At 72.9% G+C, this 13,180-nt stretch carries 9 protein-coding genes and 1 tRNA gene; 1 reads left to right on the top strand and 9 read right to left on the bottom strand.

Features of this window, described 5'->3' with window-relative positions; all coding sequences use genetic code 11:
* Window positions 1-127: 127 nt before the first annotated feature.
* Both AB5J56_RS27610 and AB5J56_RS27605 read right to left on the bottom strand, forming a co-directional pair.
* Window positions 128-1,690: an MFS transporter gene (locus AB5J56_RS27610; protein ID WP_369236065.1), complete on the bottom strand. Its 1,563-nt coding sequence runs from the start codon at window positions 1,688-1,690 to the stop codon at window positions 128-130.
* A gap of 172 nt (window positions 1,691-1,862) precedes the next feature.
* Window positions 1,863-3,251, bottom strand: coding sequence for an MFS transporter (locus AB5J56_RS27605; RefSeq protein ID WP_369242825.1), 1,389 nt, complete (start codon window positions 3,249-3,251; stop codon window positions 1,863-1,865).
* A gap of 255 nt (window positions 3,252-3,506) precedes the next feature.
* Here AB5J56_RS27605 and AB5J56_RS27600 point away from each other — a divergent pair.
* Window positions 3,507-3,581 (top strand) — tRNA-Cys (locus tag AB5J56_RS27600).
* 64 nt (window positions 3,582-3,645) lie between these two features.
* On the opposite strand, the gene AB5J56_RS27595 is transcribed toward AB5J56_RS27600, so the two are convergent.
* The 7 genes from AB5J56_RS27595 to AB5J56_RS27565 all read right to left on the bottom strand — a co-directional run bounded on the left by AB5J56_RS27595 (window position 3,646) and on the right by AB5J56_RS27565 (window position 13,142).
* Window positions 3,646-4,866 (bottom strand): acetyl-CoA C-acyltransferase, encoded by a 1,221-nt coding sequence (locus tag AB5J56_RS27595; RefSeq protein ID WP_369236063.1) that lies wholly within the window; start codon window positions 4,864-4,866, stop codon window positions 3,646-3,648.
* Window positions 4,867-4,928: 62 nt separating this feature from the next.
* Window positions 4,929-6,755 carry an asparagine synthase (glutamine-hydrolyzing) gene (gene asnB / locus AB5J56_RS27590; RefSeq protein ID WP_369236061.1) on the bottom strand — a complete coding sequence of 609 codons (1,827 nt, stop codon included), beginning with the start codon at window positions 6,753-6,755 and terminating at the stop codon, window positions 4,929-4,931.
* Window positions 6,756-7,016: 261 nt separating this feature from the next.
* Window positions 7,017-8,228: an SUKH-4 family immunity protein gene (locus AB5J56_RS27585; protein WP_369236059.1), complete on the bottom strand. Its 1,212-nt coding sequence runs from the start codon at window positions 8,226-8,228 to the stop codon at window positions 7,017-7,019.
* Between the two features lie 153 nt (window positions 8,229-8,381).
* The gene (locus AB5J56_RS27580; RefSeq protein WP_369236057.1) at window positions 8,382-8,516 is read right to left on the bottom strand and encodes a hypothetical protein; all 135 of its coding nucleotides are present in this window, start codon (window positions 8,514-8,516) and stop codon (window positions 8,382-8,384) included.
* Window positions 8,513-10,819 carry a xanthine dehydrogenase family protein molybdopterin-binding subunit gene (locus tag AB5J56_RS27575; protein WP_369236055.1) on the bottom strand — a complete coding sequence of 769 codons (2,307 nt, stop codon included), beginning with the start codon at window positions 10,817-10,819 and terminating at the stop codon, window positions 8,513-8,515. The genes AB5J56_RS27580 and AB5J56_RS27575 overlap by 4 nt, the downstream gene beginning before the upstream one ends.
* Window positions 10,816-12,252 carry a 2Fe-2S iron-sulfur cluster-binding protein gene (locus AB5J56_RS27570; protein WP_369236053.1) on the bottom strand — a complete coding sequence of 479 codons (1,437 nt, stop codon included), beginning with the start codon at window positions 12,250-12,252 and terminating at the stop codon, window positions 10,816-10,818. Before AB5J56_RS27570 ends, AB5J56_RS27575 begins: the two co-directional genes overlap by 4 nt.
* Entirely contained in the window at window positions 12,249-13,142 is an 894-nt protein-coding gene (locus AB5J56_RS27565; protein ID WP_369236051.1) for a xanthine dehydrogenase family protein subunit M, read from the bottom strand. Before AB5J56_RS27565 ends, AB5J56_RS27570 begins: the two co-directional genes overlap by 4 nt.
* Window positions 13,143-13,180: the final 38 nt, after the last annotated feature.

The following is a 13,180-nucleotide window of genomic DNA, read 5'->3' as shown; positions in this document are numbered from 1 at the left end:
AACCGGGCCACCCTACCGGCGACGCACTGGTGTCAACGGGCGGACGACGCCGGGTCAGCCGTCCATGGGACCTAGCTCACATCACCGTACGGCGGTCTCAGAGCGCCCCCAAGGACCTTCCGTACCGTCAGGATTCGACCCGCGCCGGAGGGTGCGTCACCACGATGGCCTGCCGTTCGATCTCGTGTTCCCGCACCAGCCACAGCGCCAGTGCAGCACTGAGGAAGCAGACCAGGGCGCCGAGCAGCAGGACGAGGTTGAGGCCGCTGAGGAACCCCTCGCGCGCGGCCGAGGCGACGGCGGCACGGGAGGGCGGGGGCACCGGCGCGAGGGCCTGGTCGAGGTTGCCGGAGGAGACGGACTCGATGAGGCGGCGTGGCTGTCCGCCCTGCGCGGTCGGGCTGCCCGCGGTCAGTTCGGCGACCTTGTCGGCGCCGCGGCCGATGAAGATCGCACCCCAGAGAGCGGTGCCGACGGCGATGCCGACCTGGCGGAACGTGTCGTTGATGCCGGCCGCCATGCCGCTGCGCTCGGCGGGTACGACGCTCACGGCCACGTCCGCGATCACCGGGTTGATGAGGCCGATCCCGGCGCCGCCGATGAGGAACCCGGCGAGCAGGGTCGTCCACGCGGAGTCCGTCTCGATGCCGTGCATCAGGAGCATCCCGACGCCCACGGCGGCGAGGCCGACGGAGAGCAGCAGCCGCGCCTGCACCCGGGAGAGCAGCGCACCGGCCAGCGGGGCCACGACGAAGCTGGCGACCGTGATCGGGAGGTAGCGGACGCCGGTCGAGAAGGGCGAGAGGCCGAGGTAGTTCTGCAGGTAGAGCGTGAGGTAGAGGAACATCGCGAACATCGCCGCGGAGACGCCGAACGCGGCGAGCTGCACCCCGGTGAAGGCCCGCCGCCGGAACAGGCCCAGCGGAAGCATCGGTTCGCGTACCCGCGCCTCGATCACGAGGAACGCGGCCAGCAGTACGGCGGCGGCCGCGAACAGCGAGATGATCAGCGCGCTGCCCCAGCCCTCGTCGTTGCCGCGCACCAGCGCCCATACCAGCAGGAACAGGGCGACGCTGAAGGTGGCGACGCCGGGCCAGTCCACCCGCGTGGCGTTCGGGTCCCGGCTCTCGCGCAGCTTCGCGTAGGTGACCACGAGCGCGGCGACCCCGATCGGCACGTTGAGGTAGAAGATCGACTGCCAGCCGAGCCCGTCGGTGAGCGCGCCGCCGACCAGCGGGCCGATCGCCACCGCGACCCCGATCGTCGCCCCGTACAGGCCCATCGCCGTGCCGCGTTCGCGCCCGGCCGGGAACTCCTGGGCGACCAGGGCCAGCGACACCGCGAACATGGCCGCGCCGCCCACGCCCTGGACGGCGCGCGCGCAGTTGAGGAAGAGCGGGTCGGGCGCCAGCGCGCAGAGCAGGGAGGCGAGGGCGAAGACCACGAGTCCGCCCGCGAAGACCCGGCGGCGGCCGAGGCGATCGGCGAGCGAGCCGGTGGTGAGCACGAAGGCGGCGAGGGTGAGCGCGTACGCGTCGATCACCCACTGCAGATCGGTGAAACTCGCGCCCAGGTCCGCACGGATCGAGGGCAGCGCGACGTTCACGACCGTGATGTCGAGCAGCAGCATGAACGCCGCCACACAGACGGCGCCGAGGGTCCACCACTTGCGTGCTGCCACCTGACTCATGCCTCATACGCCTCGCAGCACGGCGCTCACGCACCTCACCCTCGCGACGGCCTCCTGGCCCTCGCCGACGGCGACGCGGCACGCCGCGACATCTCCAGCATGCGCGGGGTGGGGTGGGGGGTGCCACTTGGGCGGTTGTTCAGTGGGGCTGTGCCCGCGGACGCCCGGCGGGTCAGCGTGTCCGCAGCCGTGTGGTCACCCATGCCCCCACCAGCGCCACCGCCGCCATCGGCAGGAACACGGCCGCGAAGGCGGCGGGCCGGGAGCCGTCCGCGGCGGTGGCCGCGTGGCTGACCGTGCCGCCGCCCAGCGCGGCGAAGGCGGCGCCGCCCACGGCCAGCAGGAGGACGTTGGAGAGGCCGTCGGAGATCTGCAGGGCGGCGGAGTTGGCACCGGCCTCCTCGGGGGCGGAGAGGTGGAGCAGCAGCACGGTCGTCGAGGTGATCACCAGCCCCATCCCGAAACAGCCGAAGCCCCAGGCGACGGCGAGGGTCCACACCGGCACGGCGTCGATCAGCACGCTGGACGCGGTGGCGATCGCGGCCGCCACCAGCAGCATCCCTAGAAGGACCAGACGATTGCGGTACGGCTCCACACGCGGCCGGGACTGGACGTACGAGCCGAGCGCCCACGCGCCGCCGCCCGCCGCGAGCGAGAACCCGGCGAGCGTCGGCGACAGCCCCCGCTGGGTGACCAGCATGAGCGGCACGAAGGACTCGGCGGCGACGAACGATCCCGCCGCGATGCCGCGCAGCAGCACCACGGACGGCAGCCCGCGCGCCGCCCGGAACGTGCCGCGCGGCAGCAGCCCGAGCGCCGCCGGTACCAGCAGCGCGGCGCCCGCGGCGGCGGGGACGAGCGAGAGCCAGGCCAGGTCCTGGGCGGCGTACTGGAGGAGCCCCGCGCCGAGCGAGATCCCGAACGCGAGCCGGAGGCGACGCCGGTCGAAGGGAGCACGGGCTGCCCCCTTCTCCCGGGTCGCCGTCCGCCGCCGTATGTGCGGCAGCGCGAGCGCCAGTGGAAGGACGACGAGGACCGGTATCCCGACGAACACCCATCGCCATCCGAGGTGTTCGGTCACCGCGCCCGCAGCGAGCGGCCCGACGACCGACGGGACCACCCAGGCCGCCGCGAACGCCGCCAGGATCGATGGCCGCAACCGTTCCGGGTAGGCCCGCCCCACGACGACGTACAACGCGACGACCACCAGGCCGCCGCCGAGCCCCTGCACCGCCCGCCCGACGATGAACAGCCACATCGCCCCGGCCGTCCCGGACAGCAGCAGCCCGGTCGCGAAGGCCGCGATCCCCGCGGTCAGCGACCCGAGCGGACCGTCCCGGTCGGACCACTGCCCGGCGAGCACCATCCCCAGCAGGCTCGTCGTGAAGTACCCCGAGAACGCGAAGGCGTACAACGACACCCCGTCCAACTCCCGCGCCGCCACCGGCATCGCCGTCCCCACCGCGGTCGCCTCGAACGCGATGAGCAGCACGACGGACACGATCCCGATGCTGAGCGCCCGATAGTCCCGACTCATGACACCGGCGTCGGCGCCCCCCATGCCGGCGTCCGGCGGGACTGTCTCGGCATCGCGTGCTTCCAGGGCGGTCATGCCCGCCAGCGTAGGAGGCACAGCCCTCTTTGAACCTTGACGGAAGACCGAGTTCCGCTCGAACCTTGGTCGTACGACCACCGTTCATGAACGGCGTATGGCAGTCCCGTTGCAGCGCCCCCGGAACCCTTGAGCCCCCTCCCCCGCCCGCCCTACCGTCGACACATCGAGAGCGGAACGAGTGAGCCGTGCCGATCTCGACCCGGCCGTGTGCCCGAGTGGTTTAGGGACTCGCCTGCAAAGCGAGTTACGTGGGTTCGATTCCCGCCACGGCCTCCAACGCCTGAACAGGCAGAACGAAAGGGCGGCACCCCAAGGGGTGCCGCCCTTTCGGGTGGTGAGCCTACGAGGTGCGCTCCAGGAGGAGGGCCATGCCCTGGCCGCCTGCGGCGACGACGCTGATCAGGGCGGTGCTGAGGTCGTCGTGGCGCAGGGTGGCAAGGGCGGTGGTGGTCAGTCGGGCGCCGGCCGCGCCGTAGGGCTCGCCCAGGGCGATCGAGCCGCCGTGCGGGTTCATGCGCTCGGGCTCAAGGCCGAGTTGGGTGCAGTAGGCGAGGATCTGGGCGGCGAAGGGTTCGTTGCCGGCGACGGTGCCGACGTCCGCCAGGGACAGGCCGGCCCTGCTCAGGACGGTGCGGGTCGCGGCGACGGGGACCGGGCCCTCGGTCTCGGGAGTGCCCGCGCTGACGGCGGTGGCCAGGATGCGGGCGAGCGGGGTATAGCCGTGGGCGCGGGCGTAAGTCTCGGACATGACAACGACCGCTGCAGCCCCGTCCGACAGCGGGGCACTGTTGCCGGCGGTGACCCTGCCGTCGGGGCGGAACCGTGGCGGCAGGGCGGCGAGGCTGTGCTGGGTGACCCCCGTGCGCGGACAGTCGTCGGCGGTGGCTGTGGTGCCGTCCGGGGTCTTGATCGGGACGATGTCGCCGAAGTGGAAGCCCTGGTCGAGGGCTTGTTGGGTGAGTCGGTGGGAGCGGGCGGCGTAAGCGTCCATGTCGGTGCGGGTGATGCCGTACAGGTCGGCGGTGTTCTCGGCGGCGAGTCCCACCGGGATGTAGGGGTCGGGGTGCCCGCCGTGTTCGCGTGGGTCGCTCCAGGGGCCCGCGTCGGCTTGTGAGCGCCGGATCGTGCGTTGCCCGGCGGTGTGGAAGGCGGGGTTCTCGGTGCCGGGCCAGGTGTCGGAACTGCCGTGGGCGAGACGGGACTGTGACTCGACTCCGGCTGCGATGACGACATCGGCGTCCCCGCAGCGCACGGCCTGCGCGGCGATGCGGATCGCCTGCAGTGAGGAGGTGCAGAAGCGGTTGACGGTCACCCCGGGTACGTGGTCCCAGCCGAGCAGGACGGCGGCGATGCGGGCGATGTTGAAGCCCTGTTCACCGCCGGGCAGGGCGCAGCCCACGACCAGGTCGTCCACGTGGCCCGGTGTCAGGCCGGGGGTGCGGGCGAGGGCTTCGGCGAGGGTGCGGGCGAGCAGGTCGTCGGGACGGACGGTGGCCAGAACGCCCTTGTGGGCGCGTCCGATGGGGGTGCGGACGGCTGAGGTGATCACGGCATTCTGCATGGCGGTGTCGGTGTCCTGTGCGGTCTCGGCGACGGGGCGGTGAGAGATGGAAGGCGGGACGCTCAGAGGTGAAGCGTGGGGCGATGGATGCGCAGCCAGTGGTCCAGGTCCAGGACGAGTTCCAGTCCCTCGCGGGGGAAGCGGTCCGCGCCGGTGGGTTCAAGGAGCAGGCTGCGTACGGCGGCAGTGTCCAGCAGGTCGGTGGCGGGGCCGGTTCCGGTCAGGATGCGGTGGACCTGTGCGGTGAGGGACGCGCGGTAGGCGGGGTCGCGGACCATGGGGTAGGGGCTCTTGCGGCGGGCCAGGACCGGTTCGGGGAGCAGGTCGGTGACGGCGGCGCGCAGCAGGCTCTTCTCGCGGCCGTCGAAGGTCTTCATGTCCCAGGGGGTGTTGAAGACGTACTCGACCAGGTGGTGGTCCAGGAACGGCACCCTGACTTCCAGGCCGACGCCCATGCTGAGGCGGTCTGCGCGGTCCAGCAGGCAGGGCAGGAACCGGGTCAGGTTGAGGTAGCTGTCGCGGCGCAGCGCGGCCTCCGCGGGTGCGGTTCCGGGCAGGTGCTCGATCTCGGCGCAGGCGGCCTTGTGGAGTGCGGCGCGGTGTGCGGGCAGATCCAGGGCGGCGGCCAGGGCCGGGTCGAGCAGCCGGGTCAGGTCTGCGCGGTCCAGCACGCTGTCCCAGGGAAAGGATTTTGCTGTCGCGGCCTGAGGGGTGAACCAGCGGTAGCCGCCGAAGAGTTCATCGGCTCCGTCCCCGGCCAGGGTGACCGGGAAGTCCTCGCGCACCGCGCCGTACAGCTGGAGCAGCGAGGTGTCGAAGTCCCCGAGCGTCAGCCCGTCGCGCAGGTGACTGACCCGGGCGCGCCGGTCGGGGTCGGCGAGAGCACCGGCGTCCAGTCGTACCCGGCGGTGTGAGGTGCCCAGGTGGCGCACCATCAACTCGGCGTAGGGGCCGTCCGGGTCGCGCCCCATGGCGTCCCGGTCGGATGCCTGATTGCCGAGGTCCACCGACAGGGTGTGCAGGGTCCCGGCCGCGGGACGGGCCAGCGCGGCGATCACGCTGGAGTCCAGACCGCCGGACAGCAGGACGCTCACCGGCACGTCGGCCGCCAGATGTCCGGTGACGGCTTCCTCCAGCAACCTCCGTACGCGCGCCACCGTGGCGGGCAGGTCGTCGCGGTGCTCGGCCGGGGTCAACGTCCAGTAGCGGCGGGCGTGTACACCCTCGGGGGTCATGGTGACCACGGTGGCCGGGGCGACCTCGTTCAGCCCCGCGAAGGCGCTGCGCCCGGGAGTTTTGATCATCGGGTGGGCGGAGAGCAGCAGCTCGCGCAGTCCGTCCAGATCGAGCCGCGCGGTCACCGCCGGGTGTGCCAGCACCGCCTTGGGCTCGGAGCCGAACACCACCGTGTCGCCGATGCGCGCGTAGCACAGGGGCTTGATCCCGAACCGGTCCCGTGCCAGCGTCAGCCGCCTGGGGCCCGGCTCCCACGCGGCGTAGGCGAACATGCCCTCCAGACGATCCGGAGCCCCCGTGCCCCAGGCGTCGATCGCGTGGAGTACGACCTCGCTGTCGCTGCGGGTGGTGAACCGGTGTCCGAGGGCGGTCAGTTCAGACCGCAGCCGGGCATGGTTGTAGACCTCGCCGGTGAAGGCCACCGCCAACACCGTGCGCCCGTCGCGAGCCAGGATCATGGGCTGCCGGCCGCCGATCAGGTCCACCGTGGCCAGCCGGGTGTGTCCCAGACCCGCCGCCCCCTCGGCCCACATGGCGGAGGCGTCCGGTCCTCGGCACGCCAGGGTCTCGGTCATCTCCTTGAGCGAGGTGGTGTCCTCGGTGTTCTGGGGCACATGGCCCGTAAAACCGGCATAGCCGACTAGCCCGCACATCGTTGAATCTCTCCATACCCCAGCGCGGGGCGTGTCGCACGATCCGGATCCAGGGGCCCTCGCTCACACCGCGGATGCCGCGCGCGACAGGTGCAGGCCCGGCGCCGGACCCGGTACGCCGGCCACCACCACAGAAACGATCAAGACATGCCCTGGTCACCCCCCTCACACCGCGAACCACCCGAACGGATGCCCCGCTCGCCGAGCAGCCCAGCTGAAGGCCGCCGAAGGGAAGGTGCATCCACAGGCAGGCGGGGGCGGTTACGCGTACAGCGCCCCGCCCGCCTGGTCCTCGAATATCTCCGGCCAATAGCGCCAGCCGTCGTCCGTGGCCGACAACGGGGTCGGGTCGCAGGCGACCGGGTCGACCTGGGCGAGGGTCTCCGTCATGGTGGCCGCCAACTGCTCGTACGCGGCGCTCAAGTCGTGTTCCGCGTCGAGGGACTTCTCTCGGTGGAGGAGCCAGAGGGTGAAGGCCAGGGTGGAGATGTCGGTGTTGAGGGGGCGGAGGGTGGTGTCGGGTTCGCTCCAGGCGAGGACTGTGCCCGTGGCGCCGTCGACCACCAGGCTGGTGTCCTCGATCAGGTGGCCGAGGCGGATCAAATGGTCAGATCCGAGCGGGAGTTCGTCGGTGGTGAAGTCGTCGCAGCGGATGTCCGTGCAGTACTCGGTGAGGGTCGGCAGCGGGACCTCCGTGTCCAGCTGGAACATGTAGCCGTCCTCGGGGAGGCCCACTTCGCGCAGGAAGCGGCGCGTCGGCTCATGCGTGAGCGCCGGCGGGAAGTCCACGTCCTCGAAGCGCATGATCCCGGCCGCGCCGAACTCCTCGTCCAGCAGCCGCCGGGGCAGGTCCAGGACAAGACCATCGCCGGGGCCCGCGATCCGGGCGAGGGGGCGGATCAGCGCGGCCATCTTCCAGTACGGCGGGACGCCGGCGTCGCCCGCGTGCTCCTCGAAGACCGCCGAGAGCGCCCGGGACGCCTCGCCGACCGCCTTCTGGCCGAACCGGCCCTCGTAGGAGGCGAACTGCCCTCGGCTTGCCGCCAGTTCCTCCGTGGCCTCCGTGAACCGCAGCAGCGCCTCCAGGGAGGGGGCCAGCGGCGCGAGGTCCAGGTGGCCCGGGTTGCCGTAGAAGTACGTGGTGGTGACCTCACCCGTCGCGCCGTCCAGTACGAGGGACTCCAGGTCTCGGTCGAGGGTGCGCAGGGCGCCTATGACCAGGTGGTCGCGCAGCTCCTCGGCGAGCTTGTCCGCCTCGCCGACCAGGTCCGCCACCCTCCGCAGCCCGTCCTCCCGCACCGCGTCGAACCGCAGCAGCGCCCCGCCGCCGGACGGCAGCCCCTGATCCGCCAGCCACCTTCGCGTCGCCGCGTGCGTGATGTGCGGATCCATCTCGGCGTCGGTCAGTGTGACCGCGCCGCCGACATCGGTGGCATGTGTGGCGTCGATGACATCGGTGTCAGTCGTGCTCATGGCTCCCCCGCGCATGTGAACGCACTTGCTTCCCCCCGCGGTGAATCCCTCGCCGTCCCGCGGCGGTTCACCCACTGACCAGAACCATACGCCGCACCACTGACAACGCCGGAAACACCAGGAAACAGCCAGAAACACCGAGCCCTGCCACGCTCAGCCGAAGTACACGCCACCCACGACGACCACCACCGCGGCCAGCACGAACACCAGCAGCCCCAGCATCAACTTGCCGACGCTGGGACCGGGTTCGTAGCGCGGCGGCTCGGGGGCCGGGTCCGGGGTGCTCACTGGGTCGTCACCACCGCCGCCTGCGGGCGGATCGGGAGGCGGTTGACCGGGCGGCCGGTCGCGGCGCGCACGGCGGCCGCGACGGCGGCCGGGGACGTGACGACCGGCACCGCGCTGGCCGCCTTCGCGCCGAACGGGGCGACGACGTCCCGCTCCTCGACCAGTTTGACGATGCGGATGTCGGGGGCGTCGAGGGAGGTCGGGAGCGCGTATCCGGTGAGGTCGGGGTGACGGACCAGGCCGCGGGCGGTGCGGAGGTTCTCCGTCAGGGCCGCGCCGACGCCCTGGGTGACGCCCGCCTCGATACGGGCGGTCAGCTGCGCGGGATTGAGGATCCGGCCGACGTCCTGGGCGAGCGCCAGCTCCACGACCCGTACCGAACCCAGCTCGATATCGACGTCGACCACCGCGCGGATCGCGCAGAACGCGAGCCCCACGAAGGCGTCGCCCTGCCCGGCCGCGTCCAGCGGCTCGGTCGGGTGCGGGCGGCACTGCGCGGTGGCCCACAGCTCCTTGCCGTCCATCGCCTCGGTGACAGTGGTGGAGAGCACACCGTCGTACGAGGTGATCTTGCCGTCGGTGATCTGGAGCAGTTCCGTGGACATGCCGAACTTGTGTGCCAGGGGCTGGAGAAGCTGCGTGCGGACCATCTTTGCCGCGCGCTCCACCGCCCCGCCCGACACCCATGTGTGGCGGCCCCGGCAGCTCGCGCCCGCCGGCGGCTGGTCGGTGTCCACCGGTGCCACGTGCACCTCGTCGATGCCGAGCGTGTCCTGGACGATCTGCCGGGCCAGCGTCGTGAAGCCCTGGCCCGTCTCGACCGCCGCGCACAGGACGGTCGCCACGCCGTCGTGGACCTTCACCGTGGCCGTGGAGACCTCGTCCGCGCCCTCGGCGCCGAGCATGTGCACCATGCCGAGGCCGTATCCGACACCACGGCGTACGGCGCCGGGTTCGCCCGCGCCCTCGGGGCCGCCGGGCAGCAGCCATTCGTCCTCGGGGGTGTCCTTGGGAAGGGCGGGGAGGGGGTAATCCCGTACGGCTTGCAGCAGTTCGGCAACCGGGGCCGGGCACGTCACCGTCTGGCCCGTGGGCAGCACATCGCCCGTGGCCATCACGTTGCGCAGCCGCAGCTCCGCCGGGTCGACGCCCAGCTTCTTCGCGAGCTTGTCCATCTGCGCCTCGTAGGCGGCGCAGACCTGCATGGCGCCCTCGCCGCGCACATGGCCGGAGGGCGGGTTGTTGGTGCGTACGACCCAGCCCTCGATGAAGGCGTTGGGGACGACGTACGGGCCGCAGGCGAAGGAGACGGCGGCGGCCAGCGACTCGGACGACGTGTCCGCGTACGCGCCCGCGTCGAGCAGGATCTGCGCCTCGACCTTCACCAACTTGCCCTCGGCGTCCGCGTGATGGCGGTAGCGCAGCAGGGTGGGGTGGCGGTGGGCGTGGCCGAGGAAGGACTCCTCGCGGGTCGCGGTGAGCTTGACCGGGCAGCCGGTCTTCAGCGCGAGCAGGCCGAGCGGGAGCTGGAAGCCCTGGTCCTCGCGGTCGGCGGTGGCGCCGGGCACTCCGGTGACGACGACCTTCACGCGCTCGGGTTCCAGGCCGTAGCAGGCGGCGGCCGTGTCGCGGTCGGTGTGCGGGTCGGTGGAGGCGATGTAGAGCTCGACGCCGCCGTCGGGGCGCGGCACGGCGAGGCCGGCCTCCGCGCCGATCGGGGCGGGGTCCTGGCGGCCGATGCGGTAGAGGCCCTCGACGACGATCTCGCCGGCCGCGTCCGGGTCGCCGTGGCGCAGCGGGATGTGCCGGATCAGGTTGCCGTCGGGGTGCAGCGGCTCCGCCTCGAAGGCCTGCTCGGGGTCGGTCACCGGGTCGAGTACTTCGTACTCGACGATGACGGCGGCCGCGGCCATGCGCGCGGTGTCGGGGTGGTCGGCGGCGACGGCGGCGATGGGCTCACCGTGGTGGCGTACGACCTCGGAGGCGAAGACCGGGCGATCGGGCCTGCCGCGGCCGTGCAGGGCGGCGCCGGGCACGTCCTCGTGGGTGACGACCGCGCGGACGCCGGGCATCTCGCGCGCGTGGCTGGTGTCGATCGACACGATGCGCGCGTGGGGGTGCGGCGAGCGCAGCACGGCCGCCCAGAGCAGCCCCTCGGCCCACAGGTCGGCCGCGTACGGGAAGGTGCCCTCCGTCTTGGCACGCGCGTCCACGGACGTCAGCGAGGTGCCGAGGCCGTGCGGCAGTGCCTCGGGCCCCGTCTCGGGTGCCTCGGGTGTCGCGGTCGCGGCTTCGTTGGTCACGCCTGGCCTCCGTCCTGGCCGTACGGCTGCTCCTGGGGGGCGTATCCGTCGTACGCGTCGTGCGCCGCCGCGGGGTTGACTCCGCCGGCGCCCGGGCCCGCCTGGTGCGGGATGCGTGCCTCGTCGGCGTCCGGTGCGGAGTGCGCGGAGTCGGCGGCGTGCGCCTCGCGCTCGGCGACGACCTCCCGCACGGCGTCGAGGACCCCGCGGTAGCCGGAGCAGCGGCACAGGTTGCCGCACAGCGCCTGGCGGGCCTCCAGCTCGGTGGGCGCGGGGTTGCCCTCCAGCAGGTCGTGCACGGTCATCGCCATGCCCGGTACGCAGAACCCGCACTGCACGGCGCCGCACTTGGCGAGCGCCCGCTGCACGTCCGAGGGCTGCCCGTCGGCGGCCAGGCCCTCGACGGTGCGCACCTCGCTGCTCGCGGCGGTGACGGCGGGGACGAGGCAGGAGGCCACGAGCCGTCCGTCGACCTGCACGTTGCAGGCCCCGCACTCGCCCTGCGAGCAGCCGTCCTTGGCGCCCGCGAGGCCGAGGCGTTCGCGCAGTACGTAGAGCAGCGATTCGCCGATCCAGGCGTCGGTGACGGGGCGGTCGGCGCCGTTCACGCGCAGGACGTAGGAGGCGAGGGGGTGCTCGTTGTGCGGGGGCGGCGGGGGTTCGGCGGTGTCTTCGGAGGCGTGGGCTTCGGGGTCGTGGGCTTCGAGGTCCTCCGCGGCCGGGGCACCGTCCGCCTCGGGCTCGTCAACCGCCTCAGGAGCCTCGTGAGCGGCCTCGGCGGCCTCCTGGACGCCCTCGGGCCGCGCGTCAGCCTGTGCGCCCGCCGACGGCCCCTCGGGGCCCTCTGCGGCCGGTTCCTCCGGCGGGCGGGACCATGCCTCGCCGACGGCCTCCGACGCCCAGGGCGCGGCCGCGCCGCCGGGGAGCGTGGGAGGCGGGTTCCCGCCCCACTGCTCGACCAGTGCGGATGTGGTGAACTCGCCCGATTCGTCCGGAAGATCACCATCGGCCACCGGGATCGACCACTGCCCGGTCACGTCGTGCCCGGGGCCCGCGGCACCGTCCCGTACGGCGTCGCGGAAGTCCCACTGCCCGGTGGCGCCCGGCTGGTACGCGAACCGGTCGGACTCCTGCGGCGGCGTCGCGTTCGGGTCGGGCCACTGGACGGCTTCCGCCGGTACGGCCCAGGTGCCGGTGGCCCCCGGGTCGGTCGCGGCGGCCGGCGTGGAGGCCACGGTGATCTGCGGGGGCACATAGCCGTGGCCGGGCGCCGCGAGGGGACTGTCCCGGTCCGCCAGGAGAGCGTCGATGCCGCCCTCGGGGAGCTTGACGAAGGCGGTGGCGCCGTCGTCGTAGTCACCCTGCGGCAGCGGCTCCCAGGCTCCGTGGGTGCCGCCCTGAGGGGTGGCCTCTCCGTGCTGGTCGTCGGTCACGACAGTGCCCTCCCCAGTGCTCGTCGGGCCAGTGCGGCGACGGTGCGCCGCAGGTGCAGTACGGCGGGCGGAAGCTGCGGCACGGAGCCGTCCGCCTCCGGTACGGGATCGGGGATGCAGGCCGCGGCGACGTACTCCCCGAAGGCGGTGAGCGCCTCCGGGACGATGGCCCGGTTGTTGTCCCAGTCGATCAGCTGCGCGACCCACGCCTCCGCGTCCAGCGGCCGCAGCGGCATCGGCGCTATGGCGCCGACGGCGCACCGCACGCCGCGCCGGGCGGGGTCGAGGACGACCGCCACGGAGGCGATCGCGCGCCCCGGGCCGGTGCGTCCGGTCGCCTTCAGGAAGACCTGGGGCGCGTGCAGCAGCGGCACGCGCACGAAGCCGATGAGTTCGCCGCCGCGGAGCATCTCCATGCCGGCGAGCAGATGCGAGACGGGGATCTCCCGGCGGGCACCGCCCGGGCCCGCGATGATCAGCGTGGCTTCGAGGGCGGCCAGTACGGGCAGCGCGTCTCCCGTAGGGGCGGCCGACGCGATGTTGCCGCCCAGGGTGCCCGCGTTGCGGATCTGCGGCGGACCCGCGGCGCGCGCGGCGGCGGCGAGCGCCGGGATGAGGGCCGCGAAATCGGGACGGCCCATGCGCGCGTGGGTGAGACCCGCGCCGAGCAGCGCGTGTCCGTCCTGGTACTGCCAGCCGCGGATCTCGCTGATCCGGCCGAGGCCGACGAGGGCCGCGGGCCGGAGTTGACCCGCGTTGACCGCGGCCATGAGGTCGGTCCCGCCCGCGACGGGAACGGCGGCGGGCATGGCGGCCAGGGCCGCGACCGCCTCGTCCAGAGAACCGGGCAGCGTCACGGCCTGCGCCGCCTGCGGTGCGTGCGTGGTCAAACCGGCTGCCCCTTCCCGCTGCCCCACCTGGTCCCGCC

Origin of the sequence: Streptomyces sp. R21, from assembly GCF_041051975.1 — a bacterium.
In the GTDB taxonomy this organism is placed as follows: Bacteria; Actinomycetota; Actinomycetes; order Streptomycetales; family Streptomycetaceae; genus Streptomyces.
Note: the sequence above shows the minus strand (reverse complement) of the source record. Positions and strands in the feature narration are given on the sequence as shown.

Excerpts from the sequence above, each read along its gene's own strand:
- AB5J56_RS27595 (WP_369236063.1), bottom strand. The coding sequence starts at position 4,866 with ATGCAGAATGCCGTGATCACCTCAGCCGTCCGCACCCCCATCGGACGC.
- AB5J56_RS27610 (WP_369236065.1), bottom strand. The coding sequence starts at position 1,690 with ATGAGTCAGGTGGCAGCACGCAAGTGGTGGACCCTCGGCGCCGTCTGT.
- AB5J56_RS27605 (WP_369242825.1), bottom strand. The coding sequence starts at position 3,251 with ATGGGGGGCGCCGACGCCGGTGTCATGAGTCGGGACTATCGGGCGCTC.
- AB5J56_RS27585 (WP_369236059.1), bottom strand. The coding sequence starts at position 8,228 with ATGAGCACGACTGACACCGATGTCATCGACGCCACACATGCCACCGAT.
- asnB (WP_369236061.1), bottom strand. The coding sequence starts at position 6,755 with ATGTGCGGGCTAGTCGGCTATGCCGGTTTTACGGGCCATGTGCCCCAG.